A 25,290-nucleotide genomic window follows, 5' to 3' on the forward strand; every position below is an offset into this window, starting at 1 on the left:
GATCATGAATGCAATTCCCTTTCATAACCTTACACTTCTGAAAGGAAAGAAAGGGTGACCTCCGTTCCCACTCCTTTTTGCGAATCAATGCTGACCTTGTGTCCTAATTTATGTGCTATGTACTTCACCATATATAAGCCGATCCCAGTTGCGGAACGGTTGTCTCTACCATTCCTACCTGTGAAAAAAGGATCAAATACCCGCGGTAAATCCTCCTGATGGATCCCAATACCGTTGTCTTGAATGTTCAGAAGAATATGATCTTCTTGCACTTCACTGCGAATAGTCACCTGTTGATCTTTATCGCTGTATTTAATCGCATTAGACAACATTTGCTCTATCATATATCCACACCATTTCTCATCCGTGTAGACTTCTAATACTTCATCTATGTAGACTTTCGGATACACACCTTTATAAATAAAATCCCGTTTTTTACCGTTGATGACCTTGATGACAAGCTGATACAGATTTACCCTCTCCGGCATATAATCACGCGAAAAATCGTCTAGTCTGAGGACGTTTAAACATTCTTCCAGGTTCTGCATCAATTTGTTGTTCTCTTCTTTGATATCTTCTATAGCTTCTTGCGAACCTTGCTCTGAAGCCAGCCCGATAATCGAAATGGATACTTTCATATTGTGAATCCACTGGGAGAACAAGGTGTTTCTTTCTTTAACGGAGCTGCTCTGTTTGAATATTGTTGCGTTATATTGCTCATGTATCTCGTTGATCGTACTGAAAATGAGCTTGTCCTGCACATTAGTATCATCCACTTCGATTTGCGGGCTAACCTTAGATTCTGCCAATTTATCTGTAAACTTGTGATATCCAACGGCTGCGATCAGTAAGTATACAAACAAAATAAATAAGCTGACGCCGATCGGATACAGAATATCTTTGACACCATGGTACTGATAAGACACGAAAACAAGAATCATCGTGTTCAAGATGTAGACAGTGATCATTCCTTGTTTTAGGTGCAGCAGATTAACAATCCGTTGGATCAAAGACATAGCCCACACCCCGTTTGGTTGAAATTACGATAGGAATCCCATGCTCGTTCAGTTTCTTTTTGATCCGGGTGATATTTACCGTTAAGGTATTGTCATCGACAAACATTTGTTCATCCCATAACGCTTCCAGTAGTTCTTCACGGGAAATGACTTCGCCTGCCCGCTTCATGAACATGTTCATCAGCCGATACTCATTTTTGCTTAAGTCCATGTTCAGGTCTTTATACTGAAGCTTCATACTGTCGTTAAGCAGTTTAAGGCTACCCAGCACAAAGTTGGATTCCTCCTCGCGATGGTTAGTACGTCTGAGCACTGCGTTTATTTTCGCTAAGAGTATCCCTATACTGAAAGGTTTCGTGACATAGTCGTCCGCACCAAACTCCATGCCGCGGATTTGTTCTCCCTCATCACTACGTGCGGAAAGAATGATAATCGGCATATGGAACTTTTTTCGTAAAACTCGCAAATAATAGAACCCATCAAAGGTTGGAAGATTAATATCGAGCAGAATTAAATGGGGGTTACTCTCTTCAACCTGCTGGACGATCCTATTGAAATCCTTGACCATCTCTACCTCAAAATCGTAAGCCTGCAAATAGTCTTTGATATACTTCTGCAGTTTCAGATCATCTTCAATTACAAGTATTTTGTCCATGAGTTATGACCATACTCCTGTCGTTTTGGCATTATACGCCTTATTATAACTTGAAAAATTAGGAAGAGCAGTGATCAATCTGCCCCCCTTAGTCAATACAAAAAAATGACCGCCTGGGTATTCCTTCTCCCGAACGGTCATTTACATGTCTTATTCGTGCGAACTCATTTTATATCCACTTAATGAACTTAAAGAGGATTTGGATTTCCCTAATGACTTAGACTTAGCTGGTGGAGAATTTGATGTTTCGACATTTGTCCGATTCAGTAATTCTCTAAGAAAAGCATTGTTTTCTTCCAACAACTCATACATCATTCCAAAAGCAATAAATAAGATACCTGAAATAATGCCAGGGACAAACCATGAGAGGGCAGCTATAAATTGAAATCCATCAATAAAACCGAAAATCAGGCCTAAAAGAACTCCCAACCCTATAAATATTTGACCCATCACGATTAACAACCTAGACAATTTATTTCCTCCGCACCTAATATTTATTTATTACTTGTTCCAATACTTAAGCACCGCCGAGCACAACTTCACCAGTTGTTTTGTTCCACTGTAAACTTATACCCAATTGTTCACAGATGGTTTCAAGTGGGTACATTGTCGTATTGGACATGACTTGAATGTTCACGGTTTGACCCGTATTCTTACCATTCAATAACACTTCCGCTGGACTGCCTCCCTTAATCACCAGTGTTTTGTCCTCATAAGCAAATGTCTTGATTGAAGTCGAGCGTCCGTTTTGTTTGGGATCTAGTTCAGATTTGGAAGAAATCTTAACACCAAGTGCTTCAAATACACTTGTAAATGGTACATAGAGCTTTCCATTTATGATACCCGAAGTTCCGTAGAAGCTGATGCTTTGCCCCTTAACAGTCCATGAAAGAGGTGTCTGGACATTCACCGCATAAGCAGTCTCCTTTCCCTTATCAATAGTTGGAGAACCGCTACCCGTAGCCATTCCAGTATAATATCCATCCCCCCAGGCCATAAGCTTACCATCCTTACGCAACGCATAGCCAAATTGTCCCGTGCTTCCCCATATATCAGCTATGTTGCTAAGACTTTTAACTTGGAATGGTTTAGCCTTAGTTCCTGCGTTGTAGTTCCACTGCCAAATCGAACCGTTACTGTTAAGAGCATACAAACGTTTATAACCTGTTTGAATATTAGATATTCCTGTAAATCCACTAATCGTCGCCGTTTTCTTACTTTCTTCATTCCAGAGCGATACCGTGCCATTCTTGTTGAGTAAGAATGCATCTCTCCCGGAAGACACGATAGTGGAAATCGAGGACCGGATAGGTTGTACAGCGGGTAGTTCGTTCTCAGAACGATATCTCCCGTAAACGGTATTATATATGCTTAATGAACTAACCTTTCCATCACAGTCAAGAATCAGCACGGTATAGTCTAGAATTACCGCTGAACTTGCATTTGAAACCCCTTTTAAAGATACATATTTGGTGGTCACCGTCATGGGATCCGTGGGATCATGTGTCGGGTACCATAAAGTTGCTGTCCCATCGTTATGCACAGCTACTCCAGCAAACCCGTTTGTATCTATATTAGAAACCTGCTCTAATCCATCCATTTTGACGGGGAGACCACGTTTCTGGTACTGTAAGACAACATCTCCACTTACATAAGGAGAATAGCCATCTCCCCATGCCCATACTTCCCCATCCTTACTCAATGCAAATGAGATATCACGAGCTGCGGCAACCTGAACAATATTAGCTAATCCGTCAATTCGCTTCGGAACAAATTGATGAATACTTGTTCCGTCTCCGACTTGTCCGTATTTGTTGTAACCCCAGCCTGTCACAGTGCCATCACTCCATGCAGCAATACCGTGTCCGTCTCCACCTGCAACATTTACCGGAACCGGAACTGTTGAAGTAGCAGCGAACACCCCTTCTCCACTTATTAAGGCACAACTTCCGACAACCAGAATCGTGATCAACAGCTTGCCTATCCTACTGAATAATGACAACATGATCCCTCCATACTTTGGTATATATTTGTATATAATAACATGTTTTTAGAGACTCTTCTTCTTCAAACGGTAACAGTCACTTCCATTTATTTAATATATAAATTTCGTCCTTATCTGAATCATGTATTCCTATGATTTCATTACATCCAATCAATATATATTCAGTCCTATCTCTTTCGCTCATTCCTGTAATTTCTCTTGTTTCAATCTTCTTGCATTGAGTTTTATATTTCCCCTTATCTTTGCCACCATATTTATCTCTTGAACTATCGTAGGTATATTCAATTATGCCATTTTTGTATATTAAATCATTTAGAATTGGATCTCCTTCTTCAGTATAACTAGTTATTCTGATCTTACTTTCAACATCTTTTTTTATGTCTTCTATGAACTTATCGATTTTTTCAAAGTTTATTTCACCTGGAGGACCAGTAATAATATCACCGTTTTTCTTAGCTTCCTCGGATGAATATGAGTTATATGAGTTACATCCTGTCAGGAATAAAGCAAAAAGTAAGAAGGGATATAGTAATTTCATAGACACCTCCAATTTCACACTCCGGTGAACGATTCTGTATTCACGAAACGACCCAGCACTTAGATAGTTCTTATCTTAGGCTGGGTCATTTGTTGTCTGTTCTTTTTCCATGATTATACATATGATACAAGTGGCGGTAGCCCCACAGCGTGAATATAGTGTTAGATGATGTTGCTGACCTCTTTGAATTACTCAGGGTAGGCCATTGATGCTTCTATTAATTTTTCTTCTTCATCGAAAACTCTTAACACTCTTTCTATATCATTTGGTGGATCTATAATTACTCTGGATAAATTATTATGTAAACGCTCTGGTGTAAATACATACTCCATCGTCTTGATCCATCTGAATAGTACAGTGTAATCTCTATCCAAATTCCATTCACTCGCATTCACGCCCCTCCGTAGGAGGTTGTCCGCTGAATATACTTCTAAGAAGATGCTTCTTGCGGACCGAGTGGCCGTCAGTCCCGATGCTTGAATGCGGTGTTATAAGATGTCAGTGCCTTCTTCGAAATACCTACTCAATTTAATTATCGTTCACCGTTAGCGTAATCTACTTTAGGAGACAAGGTCATCTAACCGTCTGGTAAACGAGGCCTATGGCTCCTGAATCAAATGTCTTGTTTTCGATAAGTTTAAGATTGATCTTCTCCTTAAGACCTTGAAATAACGGCAACCCGCTGCCGATCAGGACGGGAGAAACCGTAATTTTGTACTCATCTATTAAATCAAGCTGCATAAGGTAGTGTGCCAACCTAGGACTGCCGAGGATGACCATATCCTTGCCTGGCTGCTGTTTGAGATTCTTGATCTCTTCCTCGACATCTTCTGTCACCAGTCTGGAATTGTTCCATTCGACTTTCTCCAGCGTCGTGGAAAAAACGATTTTGGCTGTCTTTTCGATCCACTCGGCATGATTCAGTTCATGCTGTGAAGCTGATGGGTTAGAAGGCACAGATGGCCAGTAACTGTACATCATCTGATAAGTCCCACGTCCCCAAATGACAGTGTCGGCAGTACTCAGAATGTCTTTCGCGTGTTTCTCCAAATCAGCATCGTAGGAAACCCAGCCAATGTCCATTTCACCGTTCGGCCCTTCTACAAAACCGTCAAGCGATGCGTGCAGAAATAGAACGAGTTTTCTCATTTTCAGTTCTCCTTTGTTTATGAGGGATATCCACATTATACTTCATTTTTGCATAATTAAAATTAGGATGGAGTTTTTACGTTGATTTCTTATAACGTTCTTGTATTCACGAAACGCCCAGCCTTAGATAGCTCTTATCTTAGGCTGGGGCGTTTGTTGTCTGCGCTTATTTCATGATTATCCATATGATAGGCAAGGGGCGGTAGCCCCACAGTTAAAATATTCTCACTCCCATATGTTCACCATTTTGATCGACTTCATTAAAGTAATTTACCTCTATAAAGTTGACTTAAGGGATAAAGCACCTTCATGATGTGGATCTTTAGCCAAAGCTTGATACACATAATCTCGGACAAGTTCTTCATTCCCAGTCTCATCATAGCAAATCGCCATATTATAGAGAACATCCGCACCAGCTTGATCCAGCTGTGAACGTTCAAAGAATTCTAGTGAAGCCTCATATTGATCCATTTCGAACAGCAACATGCCACAGTTTACTGCCAAGTCATGCTTCTCCCCCATCGGATAGTAGCCCGTCCACATCAAGTGGATCCCCGCTTGGAGATCAGCCAACTCTTCATCATCACTTGTTGGAAGTAAGTTCAGCATTCGATCAGCACTTCTTATGAACAATTCAGTATCATAGCGGCCCAATCTCCATAAGGAAAGAATCTGACGCAATTCCATTTGATCCAAATGCGCTTCAAACCATTCCTTTATCGTGAAAAAATCATCCGGTCCAAAGCGATTAACGAATCGCCGATAAGCAAGGCGTGAATGAGTATAACACATCGGATCTTGAAGCATCAGCATGCAGCCAACGTTTAAGTTTTTATAATGATGAGGAGTGAAAAAAGTTAAGGCTCCCTTATGTTCAAAATACGCTTGAATCGCATGGTAGTTCGCTGTTAACGAAAAGCTGCCGTGATGAATGAGTTCAGGAGGCTCAGCAAATTCCCAGTTCTCTATCCTGTGATCACCTTTGTCCGCTGTAAGCATAAGAAAACCATCCTGTGACAGCTGTCCCAGTCTTTCTAAACAGTCCAACCCCATAGCTGGAAAAAGAATATGTGAATCCTCTAACCGATGTTGATACAACTGGATAATATCTCGGTAAGGATATGATTCCTGCTCATATTCATCTGCCCTCAGATAATGGTACTCGGGTATGACTCTTTCTAATAATTCAGATGGACTAAGTTCGCTTACTTCATCAGGATATTGAAGAGATATCTTGCACTCATGGATTTTACCATCACCTACATAGATCAATTCTTGCGGAATACTATCAAAGAAATAATTCGCTATGACCAGCAGAGGTTGTTGTAAGTCTCCCCTTCGTATAATGGTGCCTGTCTCTGTTAAGGTTAGCTCTGTATCATGGGTAGCATCAAAGTGAGCAAAGTCTAAAATACCTTGATCAACAAAAGGCTTGAGACTACGGTGTTGCTGCCAAAAAGTGATATTTTTCAAGGCAAAATCACTCATGCAATAGCAAAAAGGAGGTAGTTGAATAACCACCGCTTCATCTCTTAACTCGCATAGTTCTTTCAACACATGAAAAGCTAAACGGCCTGAGCCCGCGCCAAGCTCAAGAATGATGACGGGTTCCGTTGTATGACCTAACCTAGCTCGATCTTGAAGAAATCCAAATATTATTTCTGCATATGAAGTAGCAATCATCGGATTATTCGTGATATATTGCGGCACTTCTTCACTCAACCAGGCTTTCAGTCCCTGGTCTTCATAGTAGGAGCGCTGCATTTCCCAGATGGGCGATTCACTGAACCGGTATATGACCTGCTCTTTATCTGTCATTCAAATTAACCTACCTTCTAAGATTGCTAAAATAACTCATTCTTTACTTTAATCGAATTTGATCTTTGTTATGGGAAGTCCAACAAAAGTGGCATAACGTTCAGCAGCTATGATCACTTGCTCTTCTTTATCTCCTATATATTCAAACGGGGTAATCACAAACTCAATCCCCTTACTCTTAATAGTTCTTTTCCATAGCCCCTTGACCTTTCCACCTGAGACCAGAGTCGGCAGGAACACCCCATTGTTACCAGGGACTATCATGGGCGTGTACTCAGGAGAAAGCACAGCACTACGGTCTTTATAACCAAGGATATATTCATCGAATCCTGGAAGCAGAAAGACTCCAGAATCTTCTAACATTTGTGTCTTTGATACTTCTCTGGACATCCAATACTGACTTCCATTTAATTGTTCAAAGTGGAGCTGACCTTTAACTTCCTCAAGGCCCATTCTAGCATCGGTTAGTGTGATACCTGACCACCAAGCGAAATCTTGAACCGTTGAAGGTCCATGTGCCGTGAAGTACCGCAGTGCAAGCTCCGCTATGGATTCCTCTAACGTTAACTCTCGTGCTTCCGGAACCCACTCATCAAGCAAGACAAAAGTCTGTTGTTTACCCATCTTAGGTCCAAAACAGATCAACCCTTGATAAGTTAAGTTCCATAATATTGTATAACCACGTTGTCCAGTTGTATTGATACCTACTTGCTCCAGCAATTGAAGCAAATCAGAGCGGGTTATCTGCTGATGACCCTTCAATGCTTCATAAATAATCTCTCTGCAACGCATTAAAGTTTGATCATCTACTCCAAGCTGTGTTAGCCTTTTCTGCCCTTGCCCCATGACTCGAGAAGCCGAAAGCTGTATCAGCCATTTCACATCTTCTGGCGGAACAAAATGTATCGTACCACGTAGTGCCCATGTTAGAACAATTTTCCGCTCAGCTATTGCTTGCTCAATATCCGCTAATGTCGAAGATGATGTACGTAGTCCTATAGCCCAAACTGCCTGCATATATTCCTGTGCCTGCATCGCAACAAGTTCTTGAACGACTTGTTCAGGCTTATTGATCATCGAATTGGCAATACACTGATTATTTAAGCGACGCTCAGCAATAACCTCGTTCATCACAGTTCTCCTCCTGGGCTTATAATTATTCACTCAGACAAGCTTCGCCCATAAGCTTACTTAATTCTTCGTTCATCCAACTTTTACTATATTCTAATTTTTTAAGGTCAGCCGCTAGCATTTGCACCTGTTGTCGTAACACATTAAATTCATCAGTTCCATTTAGAAAACGGCTCATAAAATGAAGAAACACATCCACTAATCGAAGAATCATAAGGTGCGGAATCGCAGCAACTTCTTCCGAAGATAGACGAGTCTTGGTAGCATAAGCAATACAAAACCTACGAACTATCTCTATTTCCTCATCATGACCAAGTAAGCCGGTAATGATAACAGCTGCCTCCATCGCCCTAACATCTATCGTGCAAAATTCAAAGTCGAGCAGCGCCGTTACTTCGCTTGTATGTTCCAAATCTACCAGCAGGTTAGATACGTTAAGATCACCGTGTACCAGCTGCTTAGGTAATTTCTCAATACCAGCTAGCGAATGACAGATATCTTCATAAGCAGCCCTTATTATTTGTAACTCCTCATATAAATCACCAAACTCTTTAGCTGGTTGTTCGCAAAAATCCAGCACATACTCCGGATTACAATTCGGATACGCTTGCAGTAATTCATAATACGGTCTATAAACAGGAGCTACCTTAGGAACGATCTTGGCAAGTACTGATGACAGTTCGCCCGCTGCTTCACCTAAAGAATAGGCAATCGGGTAACATCCCTCTACCGGAGACGTTCCTTCGATATACTCGAACAAGCAGGCATATTTCCCACTACCATCCTGAAGTTGTACAATCGTCTCGCCCGTTTCTGTCTTGATAGGAACAGGAATTCTGTAATTCAGCTGTGCTTGCTGAAGTGATTCTAGCACAGTGTGCTCAAATTCTACTTTTTCATGATCACTATGTGTATTATATATGCGTAGCACGGAGCTACGTTCCTCATTGTAAATAAAATATGTCGAATTGTTCCATCCACCAGTGCGCTCTTGCATCGTTCCATTCCACTTAGGCCAATATCGTCTCAGCATGGCTTCAATCATTACCTCATTCCTTTCTAGTATAGATTAACTACTTATTCCTGTTATGTCATGCGTTTAAAACAATAAAAGAATCCGCCATGCTTTTGCAAGGCGGATCGCTATGTATGTATATTTGATTCCAATCTATTTAAGCTAAGAGACTAATGACCCCGTATAAAATGCTAAAAATGCCAAGAATAAGACCTACAATGGCCATCCATCTGTTCTTTTCTAACTCAGCATTAAATGTTCCTAACCCTACACCACTAAATACACAAGCAACAATTCCAACTAACCCCCAAAAATTAATCAGCAAGGATACAAGTCCTAAGATAAAACCTACCAAAGCCATTGTGTTATTCTTCTTGTTCAAATTGCCCCTCCTATGAAAATGTTATGGAAAATACATGTAATACTATAATATAAAAATAAAATGAGAAATAGCAATACTTTCTGCATACTTTAATTCATTATTATTTTGTGATAATATTCACTTTGTAATATTTTGTTCATATTGCGTTCTTATTTCTCAGCTATACTTGGATTAACAATAAGTAATTAAAAATTACCATAGAGGAGACATTATGTATGAAGAAATTATATTATACTTCGTTTTTCTATGCCGTACTTGGTTTGTTGGCTGGAGTTTTTTACCGTGAAATTACAAAATACAATGATTTCAGTGGAGACACGGTATTAGTTGCACTTCACACCCACATTCTAGTGCTTGGATTCATCTTCTTCATTCTTTTGCTAATTCTAAGTAAGTTATTTAATATCCATGAAGCGAAATCATTTGGAGCCATGTACATTGTCTATAACATCGGTTTATTGATCACAATTGGCGCTATGACAACTCGTGGTATGCTGCAAATGAACGGTGATGATATCAGCTTCTTGCCACATATCGCCGGACTAGGTCATGCGATTCTAGGTGGAAGTATCATTTGGATGCTGGTTCTACTTGGTAAAAGAATTAAATAAATTGCGCTCGTGTAGGGACGTTGGAGAATGAGAATACTCCAGCGTCTCTTTGTTCTGCACTCAGCTCATTCAATATGAGAACTGCGCACTTTCATTTGACAATTCACATAAGATATCCCACAAGGCATATGCCTAAGCCTATACTAAATGAAGGGTCGGTAATAAAATGGCGGTTTCTTATATGGACTTTACTTCTCCAAATGTACAGTTTACTTATGATGTAAATAACAACTCATTCTTCAAAAAAGATGATCAGAACTATATTAATTTTCTGTCCATCAATCAGCTCAACACATTAGGGAATGTGTCCCTACTCGACATTTACCTCAGTACAGATAATGTAATTGAACCCCATACTCATCAAAATGCAACTGAATTAGTATTCTGTATTTCAGGTGCAGCTGTCGTCTCGATCATTAATCCATTTACCAAAAAACTGCTCAATTATTCAATTCAGCCGGGTCAAGTAGCTAATGTACCTCAGGGTTGGTGGCATTATGAAATTGCATCAGTTGATAACACACATTTATTAGCTATTTTCGATGCACCTGTTCCTGAATTCATCGGGGGTTCTGACCTGCTGAGATTAACGCCGGCAAGTGTGTTCGCCCATACCTACTGCCTCGATGAAGCAAAAGTAAAAAACACGTTCGCCCCGATTACAAATACGGTTGTCATCGGACCTCCTAACGATTGCAAGACAGGTCAAGTCCAAAGCAAAGTGAGTGAAAATTCAACACCCCATTCGAATCAGCCACATCTCAATCGTGCGTATGGTAACCAGCCTTTCATAGGTAATGGCTGGAGGTATTTGGATAATAACGAGGTGTAGAGATAACTTTACGGTAAGATTGCATTAAGACACACACCCATGAGCTGCGGACGAAGTGATTTTACGAATTCAAGGTCCGCAGCTACGGTGTTAATTATAGCTTGTAATGTTTTGATTCTAGCGACTACTGCTGACCAATGACAATTACACCATTATACCCCACTGCCAGGAACCGTTTGCCATCCCATGTGATATCTGTCAAGTCTTTCAATGTAGGTGATGCTATCTTGGTCCACGTTTTACCGTCTTCACAAAAGTAGATCATTCCTTTACTTCCGACAGTGGCAATTACTCCGTTACTACTAACCGCAAGGTCAGTGAAATAAGAATATTTTACTCTCATTTTCGTAATCCATGTAATGCCATCTACCGATTCAATCAATTCGCCGTTTTGAATACCAACAAACTTCTTCCCCGTCCAGACTGCCTTCTTTACCATGAAATCCGGCCAATTGGTGCTACCATCTAGGGTCGTTTTTGTTTTTTTCCAGAGTAAAGCATCCTTTGATGTATAATAGCCATCATCTTTGAATCCAATCCATAATTTTCCATTTCTAGCAACCGGAACGGCTTGAACACCCGACATTTTCTTCCACGTTATTCCATCCATACTTGTAGCTGTTGATGTACTGCCATAAACCCGCATTTCTCCGCCAATAACAGCCACGTCGTTAAACCTCTCCGGAATATAAGAATCTATATTTATGAGTTCTCCATCTCGATATAAATACTGAGGTACCGTTACATTACCTCGGGCTCTCTGCATGCAAGAAAATAAGAACAATCCCGATCCAGCAGTTTGTTCGAAGAACGAACTGCCTTCATTAACTCGCTCGTCGTCAATCGCATTCCATTCATCACCATTTGAGGATGTCCTAAAGGTACCCTCTCCGGTTATGACATATTTCCCGTTAGAATAATCTATCGCATACAAATCATTCAGACTGCCTGACGTTTCAACCTTCCACATTTCGTCCGAGTCATTTATAGAACGGATGGTTCCCAAGTTTCCTACCGCTAAGTAAGTGTCACCCATCTTGGAAATCCGGTTCACTTTGCTTTTGAGTCCCATGTATTTTATATAAAAGAGAGGATGCCTATATACTCCTCCTTCTTGCTCTGGTTCCATGGTCCACTTATTACCATCCGCGGAGTGGTAGATCGTACCATAATCACCAACAGCAATAAATTCTTCGCCATCCCACATGATACCCTCAATGGAAGTATTATTATCAAATAACGGGCTACTTACTTTTTTGTACTTTATTCCGTCATTGGAAATATAGACTGTCCCCGAGCTTGTTTTCCCATTATAACCGACTGTTACCATGGTCGTGCCATTGGTAGTAGCATCATTTATATCTCCATCAAATTTGGTTTCATAAAAAGTCCATTTCTTTAAGTCCTTGGATTCAAAAACACCTTCTGCCGCTACCGCTAACCATTTATTTTGAAATTTAACCACGGTAATTGGAGCCTCAAATAGATTTATATATGTAGTAGATTTGAGTGGTCTAATCTCCCATTCTGTCCCCTGGGTTGAAACGGCGACAAGGGGTTGCTCATATGTAAATTCTCCTTGCCATTTGGCACATGCGGTCGCGATGAACTGTTTACCGTCCCACATAACATCCAACCATTCGATATTCTTTTGGGTTAACTTTTGCTTACCCACTGCTTTACTCTTGTAATAGTCGTTATATTCACTCAATAGCAGGGTTCCTTTAATGCTCCCCTTTGTCCAAGTCAAACCATCCTTAGTACTCGCTATCGTTCCTTGATCATCTCCAATGATCGCAAGCGTTCCATTGGAAGTAGCCGTATTTATATTCCCTTTCCCCGGAGAGGGAACTATATTCCATGAACCTGGACTTTCACTACGTTGAATGGTAGCATCATCACCAACTGCCAGTTTCACGCCGCTATCTAAAGCTATAATGTCATGAAGTTCAGAGTTTACCTTCCCTGTCTGTTGCGTCCACTTCCAGCTTGATGCAGCGGCATCAACCGTCTTACCGCTTGGGAAGCATGTTGTTAATAGAACCATACAAATTGAAAGAATCCCCAAACGAATTAGAATATGTCTACATTTGTTGCCCATTGCCATTCCTCCGTATGTATAAGATTGTTGAAAATTAGTATCCCTCCACACTAGACTGAGATAAATTTACAATAATTCCAACATCCTTAATGTACATCAGATCTATATAGGTGACTACCATCTTATTTAAAAACAGACGGCAGAGGAGATGCTCCTCTACCGCTTATTTTCGTTTCATGCTGCGAATGATTGTTTTCGTTTCCTGATCCACACGGTAAGACTCTGTTATTTTCTGCAAGGCTTTATTATAAGTGAAATCGTCTAGACTGTTTCCTTTTAAGAAAGTCATGGTTGGTTCGGGCAACTTTACATAACAGATAGATACCGCCCAGGCAACCGCCATTTTGACATAATAGCCCTCATGATTGATCCTATCCAAACACTGTAATACCCTCTCGATGTATTCTTCATCAATGTAATAATCAAGCAGCATAACCACACCAAAACGAATTTCGTATTCTTTACCCGACATGAGATAAGGTTGTAGAAAATCCCAGACTCTTGCCCTATTTGTCTTCACGAATTTTAGCCCTACACAAAAACTATCACATACCGACCAATTATCTATTTTAGGAACAAAGTCACGTACATATTGCAGGATTTCTTCAATATCTGCTTTGATATAACCAATAACGATTCCTTGCAGCATGACTTCCTCAAAATAGTCTTGATCCGCATGTTCAAGATAAGTCCGCCAATCTCCCTTTACAATTTGTTTTGCTAGGTTGCGCAGTAATGGGATCCGAACACCCAATACATTATTTATATTAGGAATAAGTGACGCTGAAAATTTCTGATAATCCTCTTCTGCTAATTCCATGATCAGTTCTCTTATTGTTTGTTCCACTCTCGTTACTCCTTACTCATTCAAATGAAATCTCCCATAAATAGATCGAAGCAACGGAACCAAATGGTGAATATCTCAGCCGATATTGATCGAATTGCTCTTTGGTCAATGAACTCAATCCATATAGCTTCATCATCCCACGTCGTATAGCAATGTCACCCCAACTAACGACATCCGGACGTTCCATTGAATTGATCAACATCATCTCTGCCGTCCATTTACCTACACCATGTAATGTCATTAACTTCTTAATGACCTCTGTATCTGATAAGTCATAAAGGTCATCTAATTGAAAATCACCTTGTGCAATGGTTACAGCAATCTGATGAATACACACCGCTTTCTTCATGGTCATGCCGCATCCTTGAATATCATCAGCAGATTGTATGGCCAGGTTCTGTGGGGAGATTTCGCCAAACCGTTCCAGCATTCTACCCCAAATTGTCTGAACGGCTTTTACTGAAATAAGCTGTCCAACAATCGCATACACAAGTGCTGTGAACAGATCAGGAATAATGACACGTTCCAGCTTCCCAAGCCGTGATATTGCAGCGCCAAGTGCTTCATCAACGGTCTGCAAGTAATCTAACTCTTGTTGCCCATATTCGTAATGCTTGGTTTGAACGATTGGCATGCGGCATTTCCTCCTCAGATTCTTAATGATAATCAAAAGTATTATTACTATACCTTATCGAGCATAAATTGTACGGATAATCGAATAAGAGCACAAGATAACGAAATACATACAACAAATCAATTTATTAAAAATAGCAGTCCAGAACTTAAAACATAGTCCTAGACTGCCATTTTTTATCAAACGATGATGCATCTAAGGTGCATCACACAAGGAAGAGCCCCGTTTTATACTCCTTTGTAAGCACAAGTGAAAATACATCTTTCCAAACAATTGTTTCTCTAAATAAGTTATTCGCTTTTAATGAACTTTCTACCCAGTAACCACATGACGCCACTTATACTGAAGAAATAGATAGGCATCGTCACTAATGAATCATTATGAAGAAAGCTCATTCCCCATGTCGTTAGGCTAACTAGCAGGTAATATCCCAAGCTAAATATCGCGCCTGCTGTTCCAACATCTGCTTGAAAAGGAACAAGGGCGAGACTTAGACAGTTAGGTAAAGCCATGCCTGCACCCATTAACACGACAAACATAGTTATTAGAATACAAATGATAACTATCATATGGGGTAACGTTTCAAGCGTACTTGCAACAGCTAAGAGTAAAGCCCCAATCGTCATCACCAGGCAACCGATATGAATAATTTTTTCTGGCGTATAAACCGTCAATAATCTTTTTGAAATCATGGCGCCAATTATCGCAGCTAAGGCCACAATGATGCCTAGAAAGCCATAGATTCCTGGAGATAGTTGAAAATGGTCAATGAAAATAAACGGAGCTTCAGCATAGTAACTGAATAAGACCCCATTTATACCACCGATGAGTAACCCGAACACCAGTACACGTGGTAATAACACCATTTTTTTCATTATAGGTAGAATAGCAACCTTTTTCCTAACTGAAACATCTGTTGTTTCCGGCAGTTTTAGAAAGGCATACATAAACAACAAGACACTCATCACCACAAGTGTAAAGAAAACAGCTCTAAAGCCCAGAGCCTGGTCAACCCATCCACCAATAAGTGGCCCTACTGCGGGTGTAAAAGCTATGACAGCGGATATTTGAGCAAACATAGCATGTCGTTTATTGCCAGATACACTTTCCCGGAGAATCGTTTGGGTAATTATCGATCCTGTTGCTGCTCCAAATGCTTGAATGAAGCGGCTGACAAGAAGTAAGCTAATGGATTCAGCGTAACAACACATTAAGCTTCCAATCCCGTAGACGATGAGACCACCTAACATTGCAGGCCTCCGTCCAATAAAATCAGATAGCCACCCCCAAAAGAAAACGCCCAATGCAAATCCGATAAAGTAAATACTTAGCGTTAACTGTACGGAGCTATTGGAAATACCCAGCGCTGCAGAAATATCGGGTAATGACGGTGTATAGATAGTCTCGCTAATTTGTGGAAAAGCCACAAGAACAATCATTAAAAGTAAAGATGGTGCTACATGTTTTTTCATTATATATTCGCCCTCCTACAAGCGTAGATCTCAGAACAAAAATAACCTCTGAGCCTAGCTAGGGAAACGGGGGCATCATGATCGCGATACGACTAAATATCATCATGGTTAAGATAACCTTTCAAGTGTTAATAGTAGGAGGGTTTACTTAAATGACCATTAATCGTGATTAACAGTCATTGAAAAGTCTCGTCTCGTCATGAAGACGAAGCTGTTCCAACATTAACATGATACTCAGAGACAGGTCAAATTTTATCCCAGAAAAAGTAGATTGCTTATAAAATAAAACAAAGACCAGAGCACACACCTCTGATCTTTGTTTAACTAGCATTAATGAATGGGTTCAGTCATGAAAATTCAATCCTGAAGTCACTGCTTTTACATATCCAGTACGGATAACAAAATCGCCAAAATGCTCAGCTTGCTCTCGTTCTTTCGCATAACGGTGAATAATTGGTTCCAATATTTCCAAGATCTCTTGCTCTCCAATATTTTCACGGTATAGCTTATTTAGTCGATCTCCGACAAATCCAGCACCCATATACATATTATACTTACCGGCTGACTTGCCGATAAACGATATCTCACCTAATGCTGGTCTTGCGCAACCGTTAGGGCAACCTGTCATACGAATAACAATCTCGTCGTCTCGAAGTCCCGCTTGATCCAAGATAGGTTCGAGTTTATCGAGTAAGGAAGGCAAGTAACGCTCGGCTTCAGCCATCGCGAGTCCACAGGTTGGCAAGGCAACACAGGACAAGGAACTTCTGCGTAAGGCGGAATGATGGGCACCATCCGTAAGACCATATTGTGCAATCAGCTCTACCACTTTACGTTTTTTCTGGCCACTAACGTTGGCTATAACCAGATTCTGATTTGGCGTAAGCCGGAAATCGCCCGTATGGATCTTCGCAATTTCCCGCAGACCCGTCATCAATTGATAGTCACCCTCATCGTGAATTCGACCACTTTGGATAAAGAGGGTCAGATTCCATTTGCCGTTACTACCTTTCACCCAACCATACCGATCACCATTATGTTCGAAATGAAACGGACGTGCTTCTTCAAGCTCCCAGCCCAGTCTGTTATGAAGTTCACTGATGAACCACTCGATCCCATGTCGATCAATGGTATATTTAAACCTAGCATTCTTACGAACCGAACGGTTCCCGTAATCCCGCTGGATCGTAACGGTCTTCTCCGCTACATCAATCAGTTGCTCTGGTCTACAGAAGCCGATAATCCTACCTAGCTGAGGATATGTCGCCGTATCTCCATGAGTCATTCCCATACCGCCACCTGCTGTAATATTAAATCCAGCAAGCTTCCCATTTTCGATGATCGCAATGAAACCGAGATCCTGGGAATAGACATCTACATCATTAGATGGCGGTACTGCCATTCCAATTTTGAATTTACGTGGTAGGTACACCGGACCATAGATTGGCTCCACTTCTTCTACGTTATCCAGGCTGTCTACAACCTTCTCACCATCGAGCCAGATTTCATGGTACGCAGGGGTTCTAGGAGCTAGATGGTCGCTCACACGCTGGGCCCATTCGTACACCTCTGCATGAATTTCCGATTGATATGGGTTAGGATTACTCATGACATTACGATTCACATCACCACAGGCAGCGAGTGTAGTCATCAAAGTATCATTGATCCCTTTTATTGTCTTCTTTAAATTCCACTTCAATATACCGTGCATTTGAAATGCCTGTCTTGTCGTAATACGCATTGTATGATTACCATACTTCTGAGCAAGACCATCTAGATCAAGCCACTGCGTTGGTGTCACAACCCCACCAGGTGCAACGACACGAATCATGAACTGGTATGCAGGTTCTAACTTTGAGCGCTCACGTTCGTTACGCAAATCCCGGTCATCCTGCATATAGCTCCCGTGGAATTTTAATAATCGATTATCATCTTCAGGCAAACCACCCGTTATCGGGTTTCCGATGGTTTCAACAAGTGCTCCCCGCAAGTAATTACTTTCGCTCTTAATATGTTCAACGTCGCTCGGTGGTCCACCTATAGGCTTCACGCTTTGAATCTGCTCTTTCGCCATGATTACTATTCTCCCCTCGCACTCACTCTAGCATTATACAAATTTAATATACGTCACGTTGGAAACGTTGTTGTTCTCCCATTTCCGCAAGATAAGCTACTGCATCGTCATGGCTCAAGCCACCCTCATTCTCGAGAATGGTTACTAGAGCAGATTGAACATCATGGGCCATGTGCTTCTCATCGCCACAAATATACACATGTGCTCCTTCTTGCAACCACTCATAGAGTTCGCGGCCTCTCTCCAACATCCGATGCTGTACGTATACTTTTTCTTCTGTATCTCGAGAGAACGCTACATCCAGTCGATTTAGTACACCGTCTTTTAGCATCCGTTGCCAGTCTGTCTGATACAAGAAATCAGTTACAAAATGCCGATCACCATAGAACAACCACGTCTTCCCTTCAGCACCAAGCTCCTCACGTTCCTCTAGGAATGCTCGGAATGGAGCAACTCCTGTACCCGGTCCAATCATAATAATTGGTGTATCTGGATTTGCAGGGAGCTTGAAATTGGGGTTGTGCTGGATATAGATTGAGAGCGAATCACCTGGCTCCACGCGTTCTGAGCAATGTACTGAGCAGACTCCACTACGCTCACGACCATGAGCTTCATAACGTACCGCTCTAATTGTAAGATGCACTTCATCCGGATTGGCTTTGAAGCTGCTCGCAATAGAATATAAACGAGCAGGTAGCTTCCGTAATATGGCTATAAAGTCACGGGCAGATCCTCGCCATGGAGCGAATTCAGTAACCAGATCGAGTAAATCGCGTCCATTCAAGTAACTTTTCAATTCCTGTTCCCGTCCCGTAGTTAACAATGCTTGAAGCCCCTCATTAGATGAGAGTTGTGCAGCCTGAACAATAAGAGGTTTCGTCAATACAGTAATTTCATAATGGCGTAATAAAGCATCACGCAAAGAACGTTCTTCACCCTGCTTGTTCACAGGTACCAATTCATCAGACTTCCATCCCATAGCTTCAATTAGTGAATCTACTAATTCAGGAGAATTCTCCGGATAGATTCCTAAGCAATCACCAGGTTCAAATTGCAAATTCGAACCTTCGAGAGACAACTCTAGATGACGAGTTTCTCGATCGGATCCACGTCCATTTAGATTAATATTTGCAAGTACCTCAGCCTGAAAAGGATTCGTACGAGAATAAGCCGACTGTTCCAATGTTGTTTGGGATATGCTAGCTCCTGTGGATCCTCCTGCTGCCGAAACCGAGACATGAATACGTGCATTTAACGAGTTTAATACAGCCTCGATCCACTCTCCAGCCGGCTCGTCATAATCCAAATCACAGTCAACACGTGGACTTAATCGTTGACCACCAAGCTCTTCAAGTCTCCGATCAAAGTCCTTACCTGTCTGACAGAAAAATTCATAAGAGGTATCTCCAAGTGATAGTACTGAGAACCACAATTGATCTAATTGCGGTGCACGCTTACTATTCAGAAATTCATAGAAAGACCGAGCATTATCCGGCGGTTCCCCTTCTCCATGGGTACTCGCCAAGATAAGTAAATTTTCGACCTTCTTCAAGTTATTAGGCTTGAATTTATTCATAGCCGCTAGTGTTACTTGGAATCCATGCTCTTCTAACTTACGTGATAAACTACCGGCTAATCTCTGACAATTGCCCGTTTGAGAACCAAAGAGAATTGTAACTTCTCTTGAACCCCCAGACTGACTATTTGCCGTGTTAGATTCCTCCACACCTGCGACTATTGCAGAAGTAGTTTGGAGATCAGCAGGACGATTTTCAGCTAATACGTTTGTACTACTCATAGCAGATAAATATCCACAAAGCCAAATTTGCTGTGCTTCCGTTAATGATGGTAGAAGACGATTTAAAAGGTCGGCTTGCTCCAGATTAAAGGGACTGTTCGTTACTTGAAGTACCAACAAAATCCACCTCTCAAAATTACAATAAATTTCCTTATGAATATCAAACTAACACAACATGAGCAATCGAACAACGATCAGATTTCATACTTCATATGTATTTTATTCTATTTAATTACATTTTTTACATAATAATATTATAATTCAGGGTAAATTGCTATGATTTATAAGCTTTATTAATTAAAATGATTATTTCTATTAGAAAAAGTGATAACCGGATTATATAAAAATAAATAAAAAAAGTACTTGGAAGTTAAACTTCCAAGCACCTCTTTAAATTTTAAGCTTTATTTTTTAACCTCTGTCTTTCCTGTAACGGAACCATTATTTGCTGTCTTATACGAAGATTTGTACTCTTCATTGGCAAAATAAACGTTTCCTTCAATTTTTGCGTCATCCACAGTGAACCCATTTGCTTCAACATATATATCGCCTATAAAGTTCCCACCAACAAAGCTGGCATTTTCACTTTTTATCGTTAATTTAGGAGCTTTCAAAGTATATCTAGCTGTTTTATTTCGATTTTCATCTTGAGTGTACAGCGCTATTTTCCGTGCAATAACATCTTTATTTTTAAATTCACCTTCTAATACTAGATCTTTATCAATGGTCAGATCATTTAGTGTGGCTATTATCCATGTTCCATCTTTACTAATCGCCTTTAGAAAGTCTGCTTCACTGTTAACTATGGATGCAGTAGTTACGACATCAGGTGCTTGATTCTCGGGTGTTTGATTTTCTGGTGCTTGATTCTCAGGTGTTTGGTTTTCTGCTACTTGATTTTCTGGCACTTGATTTTCTGCCGCTGGTTCCTTATTACTGCACCCCGCTAGCAATGATAACCCCATAGCTATAACCAATACATATCCCAAAGACTTTTTCACAACAATTCCTCCTTAAGTTCTTCATGATGACTAGACCTATTTTACACCGTGATAAGAATCTCTATCGCGGTCAATGCAAACAAAAATGACAGCCTACTTGTAGACTGCCACTTTCGTACCCATATTATGCTTCTAACAAAATTTCTTCGATCACAATATCCCTTTCTCTCGACAGGTCTCGGAAGAAATCATCCACCTTAACCAGCGGCTTGAAAAAGTCCGTCGGATGATTAAATACAATGGTGCCCATTTCTCCATTACTGAGTAGTACATTCTTCCCAATAAAGTTCGGCAACAGATTATGAATTAAAGCTTGAACAGGTCTTTCGTTCAACTTACCGAATCCAAGTCCGTATACCTCACGGAGCACAGTGATCAGACTTTGTTTAGAATGTCCTTCGCTTGATGAAGTCAAATCCACGTAAACATTAGCAACGGCAACAATTTCTGCGTAAGGATGGATTTCATTCTTCCCAATTCCGAGTGGATACCCTGACCTGTCCTCATATTCATGATGCTGTAGCGCTACCAGGGCAGTCGTTTCATCATCAACCATGGAACTTCGAATAATATCATATCCATATTTAGTATGCCGTTTCATTTCCTCTAACTCTTCATCCACTAATTGGCCAGCCCGATTACGAATCGATTGGGAAATCTGACTTTTGCCGATATCATGCAAATATCCCGCTTTACTTATGTTGTAGACCTCTTCCTTAGAATAACCAAGCCATGTTGCTATGTAATAAGATAGTAATCCCACTTGTAGAGAGTGGTTATATATGTTAACGTCGTCACGCCCTAATGTCAGTAGGAGTGATACGACATCTTTACGATCATCTATCGTTTCCAAGAAGGGTTTAAGTTTATCGTCAACCATCGACTGATTAAATTTTCCCGTAGTTAATGCCTCTAAAAAAATAGACTGATACCCTTGTATCGTCAGATCAAAATTTTCTCTTAGTCGTTGACTAAAATCAACCTTGTCCGCAGGTTTAGTTAACTCCTCGCCCTCTCGAATCTCGATATCAACATAGTTAATATTTTGCCGAATCAACAAAGCAATTTCTTCACTTCGAATCGTTGTTCCCTTGGGAAGAACGTGTAGGCCCACTTTATTAAATGCGTCTGACTTAAGACGATCACCTTGTATAAGATCCATGATATGGGTTCTCAAGTTATACAGCCCCCTCCTAATAATTAATCCGTAAATACTTCTATACCTATTAATATCGAATCATAATTACATAATATTAATAGTTCTAAACACCCTTATTTACATATAGGAAATGATTCAAATGACACGAATGCTACATGCTATTCGTGACTAATGTTCTATAACGAAGAATATTCTTCACGTTATCCGCTCATCTTAATATTGGAAACCTAGCTTAATGGGAAGGAGGACTACATCATGTCATGGTGGAGAAGAAAAGAACCTAATAAACGTTCAAATAAACGTTCCAAAAAAGAAAATTCAACAGCATCTTCTCAAAAATCAGACCCTTCGACCTATCAAGTTGACCCTTCTTTCCCTAAAGGTAACTCTTTGGAAGATCGTCTTCATTGGTATGAGGACAAGTTCAAGAATTGTTCTGATGTTGTATATCGAAGATTTAATTTAAGGTCAGGGAAAAAGTGCGCTCTCATTTATTTAGATGGTATGACAGATCAAAAGACCATTTCTGAATCTATTTTGAACACGCTGCTTAATTATGCACCTGAGGACCCTAGTGATTTCGCTCAATATATATTTGACGATGAATCCGTCACCGTCTCCCAGAATAAGTTGATCTACGATCCCAATCATGGGGTGGACGGTGTGATGAATGCGAGTGTATTACTCCTAGTAGACGGGGATACGCGAATGATGCTGTATCCAGCAGCATCTTATGATAAAAGATCGATTGAGGAACCACCAAACGAAGCAGCTATTCGTGGTCCCAGAGAAGGATTCAATGAAAACCTCGATGTAAATATTACATTGATTCGTAGGAGAATAAGAAGTAGTGATTTCAAATCAGAGATTATACAGGTTGGAAGAGTAACTCATACCAAAATCGCGATTCTCTATATTGAGGGGATTTGTCAACCAGATCTAGTTAATGAAGTTAAGCGACGGTTGTCTTTTATCGATATTGACGGCGTCATAAGCTCCTCTTTTGTAGAAGAAACAATCGAAGACACCCCATTTTCTCCCTTTCCGCAGTTGCTATACACAGAGAGAGCGGATGCCGTTAATGCTTCACTGCTTGAAGGTCGCATCGGGATACTCGTTGATGGAACGCCCAGTGCACTCATTGCCCCCGTTACCTTGACCATGCTTATGCAAGCATCTGAGGATTATTACCAGCGTTTTATTGCTTCAAGCTGGATTCGCTGGATAAGATATATTTTTCTGTTCATCTCACTACTTTTACCTTCAATCTACATTGCTGTGACCACGTTCCATCCAGAGATGATTCCGTCAAAACTGCTCACTACGATCACTGTTTCTCGTGAGATTGTTCCTTTTCCAGCTATCTTGGAAGCATTAATTATGGAAATTTCCTTTGAGGCTCTCAGGGAAGCTTCGATCCGCATCCCTAAGTCAATCGGACAAGCTGTTTCGATTATTGGAGCCCTTATTATAGGAACTGCAGCAGTTCAAGCAGGTATTGTCTCGGCTGCAATGGTTATTATTGTCTCAGTAACCGGTATTGCTTCCTTTATTATCCCTAATTTCGCGTTGGGGCTTTCTTTCCGCTTACTTCGTTTTCCAATCATGATATTTGCTTCGATATTTGGTCTTTTCGGCATAGCCTGCTGTCTAATTATTTTCTATATTCACTTAATTAACCTCAAATCGTTCGGGGTTCCTTATTTATCTCCAATCGTACCCTTTAATAAGCAAGGACTAGCAGATACCGTATATCGTCCACCTTGGTGGGCCATAAAAACTAGACCTCCATTAATCACCAGCAATATACGAAGACAAGGGAATAATTCTCGCGCTTGGGCGACAGATAAGGAGGAGAATGAATGAAATCAAGATACTTCCGCTCTATGATGTTAGGTCTTACCCTGACACTATTCCTTCTCCTCACTGGCTGTTGGTCTTCACTTGAAATTAATAGCCGTGCGTTTGTGAATATTATGCTGGTCGATACAACGGATAATGGGGAAACTCAATTAACACTTGGCTTTCAACTCCCTAACCGTATGATACCCGGACAATCTGGTGGTTCAAGCCAGACTTCAGGTGAACCCTATGCCTTTATTTCGAAGAATGGCATAACACTTAGTGATGCTTACCGGAAAATACAAAGTGATTTATCTCGTAAAATTGCATTTGGACAAGCGCACATCATTGTGATTGGTAAAGGATTAGCTAAACAAGGAATCGACCCTGTTCTGGAATTTGTGCAAAGACAACCTGCCTTTCACATCAATGCAAATTTATTTGTTACTCAAAGTAAGGTGTTAGAAATCATCAACGCACCAACTCTTTTTGAACGATTTGTCTCTTCCATCCTTTTATCTTACATCGATGAAGAAGTTACCTTGAATACAACGGTCAGAGATTTCTTGGTTGCCCAATATAAATTGGGAGATGCCCTCCTCCCTGAGCTCGTATTTAAAAATGATCCTGGACTAAAAAATGAAAAGGACAAAACATGGATGGGCAGTGGTGGTGCCATTATTTTCAGAAATGGAAAGATGGTCTCTCCAACAATGGATAGCGATGAAATGCGCGCTGCTCTGTGGATTCTCTCGCAGATCAAAACTTCAGTAGTAAGTATCGAATCTCCTACCGACGGCAAAATCATTAGCTTCTTTTTGGAGAAGATGAAAACGAAGACGAAGCCTAGACTAGAGGATCAGAGCGCAGCCTTCACCATCAAAAGTAACGCCGAAGCCTATGTGCTATCCTCCGAATCAAAAATCGATTTAAGTAATGAAGAGAATATAGAACTATTACAGAAGGAGTTGGAAAATGAAGTGAAAAGTCGAATTCAGAAGGCCGTAGGCAAGACTAGACAAGCAAAAGCCGATGTATTTCGTCTGGGCGAGAAATTCGACTGGAAATATCCTGCGACATGGAAGAGACTACAGCCTTCTTGGCGCAAACTGTATGCTAATGAACTTCCCATCGATGTGGTCGTGGAGATTGAGCTTCTAAGAACTGGCGGAGCGTTTCAGTCAATAAAAGATAAGAGCAAATTTTAATC

23 protein-coding genes are annotated in these 25,290 nt (G+C 40.7%); 4 read left to right on the top strand and 19 right to left on the bottom strand.

The window, feature by feature from the left end:
• Positions 1-29: 29 nt before the first annotated feature.
• The 11 genes from IEW05_RS11365 to IEW05_RS11415 form a co-directional block, all read right to left on the bottom strand.
• Positions 30-1,016, bottom strand: coding sequence for a sensor histidine kinase (locus IEW05_RS11365; protein WP_188538756.1), 987 nt, complete (start codon positions 1,014-1,016; stop codon positions 30-32).
• Positions 991-1,671 carry a response regulator transcription factor gene (locus tag IEW05_RS11370; protein ID WP_188538758.1) on the bottom strand — a complete coding sequence of 227 codons (681 nt, stop codon included), beginning with the start codon at positions 1,669-1,671 and terminating at the stop codon, positions 991-993. Before IEW05_RS11370 ends, IEW05_RS11365 begins: the two co-directional genes overlap by 26 nt.
• A gap of 150 nt (positions 1,672-1,821) precedes the next feature.
• Positions 1,822-2,121 carry a hypothetical protein gene (locus IEW05_RS11375; protein ID WP_194434117.1) on the bottom strand — a complete coding sequence of 100 codons (300 nt, stop codon included), beginning with the start codon at positions 2,119-2,121 and terminating at the stop codon, positions 1,822-1,824.
• A 67-nt stretch (positions 2,122-2,188) separates the two neighbouring features.
• Positions 2,189-3,676: a stalk domain-containing protein gene (locus IEW05_RS11380; protein ID WP_188538762.1), complete on the bottom strand. Its 1,488-nt coding sequence runs from the start codon at positions 3,674-3,676 to the stop codon at positions 2,189-2,191.
• Between the two features lie 76 nt (positions 3,677-3,752).
• On the bottom strand, positions 3,753-4,214 hold the full coding sequence (locus tag IEW05_RS11385) for a DUF4362 domain-containing protein (RefSeq protein WP_188538764.1): 462 nt from the start codon (positions 4,212-4,214) through the stop codon (positions 3,753-3,755).
• A gap of 188 nt (positions 4,215-4,402) precedes the next feature.
• Complete coding sequence (locus tag IEW05_RS11390) at positions 4,403-4,546, bottom strand: hypothetical protein (RefSeq protein WP_188538765.1); 144 nt, start codon at positions 4,544-4,546, stop codon at positions 4,403-4,405.
• Positions 4,547-4,787: 241 nt separating this feature from the next.
• Entirely contained in the window at positions 4,788-5,363 is a 576-nt protein-coding gene (locus IEW05_RS11395; RefSeq protein WP_188538767.1) for a dihydrofolate reductase family protein, read from the bottom strand.
• A 276-nt stretch (positions 5,364-5,639) separates the two neighbouring features.
• Positions 5,640-7,181: a tetratricopeptide repeat protein gene (locus IEW05_RS11400; RefSeq protein WP_188538769.1), complete on the bottom strand. Its 1,542-nt coding sequence runs from the start codon at positions 7,179-7,181 to the stop codon at positions 5,640-5,642.
• Positions 7,182-7,229: 48 nt separating this feature from the next.
• Positions 7,230-8,312, bottom strand: a complete 1,083-nt coding sequence (locus IEW05_RS11405; protein WP_229753343.1) for a winged helix DNA-binding domain-containing protein — start codon at positions 8,310-8,312, stop codon at positions 7,230-7,232.
• A gap of 25 nt (positions 8,313-8,337) precedes the next feature.
• Positions 8,338-9,345, bottom strand: a complete 1,008-nt coding sequence (locus tag IEW05_RS11410) for a phosphotransferase enzyme family protein (RefSeq protein WP_373285795.1) — start codon at positions 9,343-9,345, stop codon at positions 8,338-8,340.
• 139 nt (positions 9,346-9,484) lie between these two features.
• Entirely contained in the window at positions 9,485-9,709 is a 225-nt protein-coding gene (locus IEW05_RS11415; RefSeq protein WP_188538776.1) for a hypothetical protein, read from the bottom strand.
• A gap of 215 nt (positions 9,710-9,924) precedes the next feature.
• On the opposite strand from IEW05_RS11415, the gene IEW05_RS11420 reads away from it, so the two are divergent.
• Together IEW05_RS11420 and IEW05_RS11425 are read left to right on the top strand one after the other, a co-directional pair.
• The gene (locus IEW05_RS11420; protein WP_188538778.1) at positions 9,925-10,320 is read left to right on the top strand and encodes a DUF2871 domain-containing protein; all 396 of its coding nucleotides are present in this window, start codon (positions 9,925-9,927) and stop codon (positions 10,318-10,320) included.
• Between the two features lie 166 nt (positions 10,321-10,486).
• Positions 10,487-11,152: a cupin domain-containing protein gene (locus tag IEW05_RS11425; RefSeq protein ID WP_188538780.1), complete on the top strand. Its 666-nt coding sequence runs from the start codon at positions 10,487-10,489 to the stop codon at positions 11,150-11,152.
• 124 nt (positions 11,153-11,276) lie between these two features.
• Here the strand turns inward: IEW05_RS11425 and IEW05_RS11430 are convergent, their stop codons facing one another.
• From IEW05_RS11430 to IEW05_RS11465, 8 genes are all read right to left on the bottom strand, one after another.
• Complete coding sequence (locus IEW05_RS11430; RefSeq protein ID WP_188538782.1) at positions 11,277-13,253, bottom strand: beta propeller repeat protein; 1,977 nt, start codon at positions 13,251-13,253, stop codon at positions 11,277-11,279.
• Between the two features lie 163 nt (positions 13,254-13,416).
• The gene (locus IEW05_RS11435) at positions 13,417-14,100 is read right to left on the bottom strand and encodes a DNA alkylation repair protein (protein ID WP_188538784.1); all 684 of its coding nucleotides are present in this window, start codon (positions 14,098-14,100) and stop codon (positions 13,417-13,419) included.
• Between the two features lie 16 nt (positions 14,101-14,116).
• On the bottom strand, positions 14,117-14,734 hold the full coding sequence (locus tag IEW05_RS11440) for a DNA-3-methyladenine glycosylase family protein (RefSeq protein ID WP_188538786.1): 618 nt from the start codon (positions 14,732-14,734) through the stop codon (positions 14,117-14,119).
• Between the two features lie 290 nt (positions 14,735-15,024).
• Positions 15,025-16,206, bottom strand: a complete 1,182-nt coding sequence (locus tag IEW05_RS11445) for a multidrug effflux MFS transporter (protein ID WP_188538788.1) — start codon at positions 16,204-16,206, stop codon at positions 15,025-15,027.
• A 343-nt stretch (positions 16,207-16,549) separates the two neighbouring features.
• Positions 16,550-18,280, bottom strand: a complete 1,731-nt coding sequence (gene cysI, locus IEW05_RS11450; RefSeq protein WP_188538790.1) for an assimilatory sulfite reductase (NADPH) hemoprotein subunit — start codon at positions 18,278-18,280, stop codon at positions 16,550-16,552.
• A 43-nt stretch (positions 18,281-18,323) separates the two neighbouring features.
• Positions 18,324-20,195 carry an assimilatory sulfite reductase (NADPH) flavoprotein subunit gene (locus tag IEW05_RS11455; protein WP_188538792.1) on the bottom strand — a complete coding sequence of 624 codons (1,872 nt, stop codon included), beginning with the start codon at positions 20,193-20,195 and terminating at the stop codon, positions 18,324-18,326.
• A gap of 287 nt (positions 20,196-20,482) precedes the next feature.
• A complete protein-coding gene (locus tag IEW05_RS11460; protein WP_229753344.1) occupies positions 20,483-21,079 on the bottom strand; it encodes a hypothetical protein in 597 nt (198 codons plus the stop codon).
• 124 nt (positions 21,080-21,203) lie between these two features.
• Positions 21,204-22,256, bottom strand: coding sequence for an HD-GYP domain-containing protein (locus IEW05_RS11465; protein ID WP_188538794.1), 1,053 nt, complete (start codon positions 22,254-22,256; stop codon positions 21,204-21,206).
• A 237-nt stretch (positions 22,257-22,493) separates the two neighbouring features.
• Here IEW05_RS11465 and IEW05_RS11470 point away from each other — a divergent pair, with 237 nt between their 5' ends.
• The gene (locus tag IEW05_RS11470) at positions 22,494-24,104 is read left to right on the top strand and encodes a spore germination protein (RefSeq protein WP_188538795.1); all 1,611 of its coding nucleotides are present in this window, start codon (positions 22,494-22,496) and stop codon (positions 24,102-24,104) included.
• Positions 24,101-25,288, top strand: coding sequence for a Ger(x)C family spore germination protein (locus tag IEW05_RS11475; protein WP_188538797.1), 1,188 nt, complete (start codon positions 24,101-24,103; stop codon positions 25,286-25,288). Before IEW05_RS11470 ends, IEW05_RS11475 begins: the two co-directional genes overlap by 4 nt.
• Positions 25,289-25,290: the final 2 nt, after the last annotated feature.

It is taken from the genome of Paenibacillus segetis (assembly GCF_014639155.1).
Classification (GTDB): Bacteria; Bacillota; Bacilli; order Paenibacillales; family Paenibacillaceae; genus Fontibacillus; species Fontibacillus segetis.

Excerpts from the sequence above, each read along its gene's own strand:
- IEW05_RS11365 (WP_188538756.1), bottom strand. The coding sequence starts at position 1,016 with ATGTCTTTGATCCAACGGATTGTTAATCTGCTGCACCTAAAACAAGGA.
- IEW05_RS11370 (WP_188538758.1), bottom strand. The coding sequence starts at position 1,671 with ATGGACAAAATACTTGTAATTGAAGATGATCTGAAACTGCAGAAGTAT.
- IEW05_RS11375 (WP_194434117.1), bottom strand. The coding sequence starts at position 2,121 with ATGGGTCAAATATTTATAGGGTTGGGAGTTCTTTTAGGCCTGATTTTC.
- IEW05_RS11380 (WP_188538762.1), bottom strand. The coding sequence starts at position 3,676 with ATGTTGTCATTATTCAGTAGGATAGGCAAGCTGTTGATCACGATTCTG.
- IEW05_RS11385 (WP_188538764.1), bottom strand. The coding sequence starts at position 4,214 with ATGAAATTACTATATCCCTTCTTACTTTTTGCTTTATTCCTGACAGGA.
- IEW05_RS11390 (WP_188538765.1), bottom strand. The coding sequence starts at position 4,546 with ATGGAGTATGTATTTACACCAGAGCGTTTACATAATAATTTATCCAGA.
- IEW05_RS11395 (WP_188538767.1), bottom strand. The coding sequence starts at position 5,363 with ATGAGAAAACTCGTTCTATTTCTGCACGCATCGCTTGACGGTTTTGTA.
- IEW05_RS11400 (WP_188538769.1), bottom strand. The coding sequence starts at position 7,181 with ATGACAGATAAAGAGCAGGTCATATACCGGTTCAGTGAATCGCCCATC.
- IEW05_RS11405 (WP_229753343.1), bottom strand. The coding sequence starts at position 8,312 with ATGAACGAGGTTATTGCTGAGCGTCGCTTAAATAATCAGTGTATTGCC.
- IEW05_RS11410 (WP_373285795.1), bottom strand. The coding sequence starts at position 9,345 with ATGCTGAGACGATATTGGCCTAAGTGGAATGGAACGATGCAAGAGCGC.
- IEW05_RS11420 (WP_188538778.1), top strand. The coding sequence starts at position 9,925 with ATGAAGAAATTATATTATACTTCGTTTTTCTATGCCGTACTTGGTTTG.
- IEW05_RS11425 (WP_188538780.1), top strand. The coding sequence starts at position 10,487 with ATGGCGGTTTCTTATATGGACTTTACTTCTCCAAATGTACAGTTTACT.
- IEW05_RS11430 (WP_188538782.1), bottom strand. The coding sequence starts at position 13,253 with ATGGGCAACAAATGTAGACATATTCTAATTCGTTTGGGGATTCTTTCA.
- IEW05_RS11440 (WP_188538786.1), bottom strand. The coding sequence starts at position 14,734 with ATGCCAATCGTTCAAACCAAGCATTACGAATATGGGCAACAAGAGTTA.
- IEW05_RS11445 (WP_188538788.1), bottom strand. The coding sequence starts at position 16,206 with ATGAAAAAACATGTAGCACCATCTTTACTTTTAATGATTGTTCTTGTG.
- cysI (WP_188538790.1), bottom strand. The coding sequence starts at position 18,280 with ATGGCGAAAGAGCAGATTCAAAGCGTGAAGCCTATAGGTGGACCACCG.
- IEW05_RS11470 (WP_188538795.1), top strand. The coding sequence starts at position 22,494 with ATGTCATGGTGGAGAAGAAAAGAACCTAATAAACGTTCAAATAAACGT.
- IEW05_RS11475 (WP_188538797.1), top strand. The coding sequence starts at position 24,101 with ATGAAATCAAGATACTTCCGCTCTATGATGTTAGGTCTTACCCTGACA.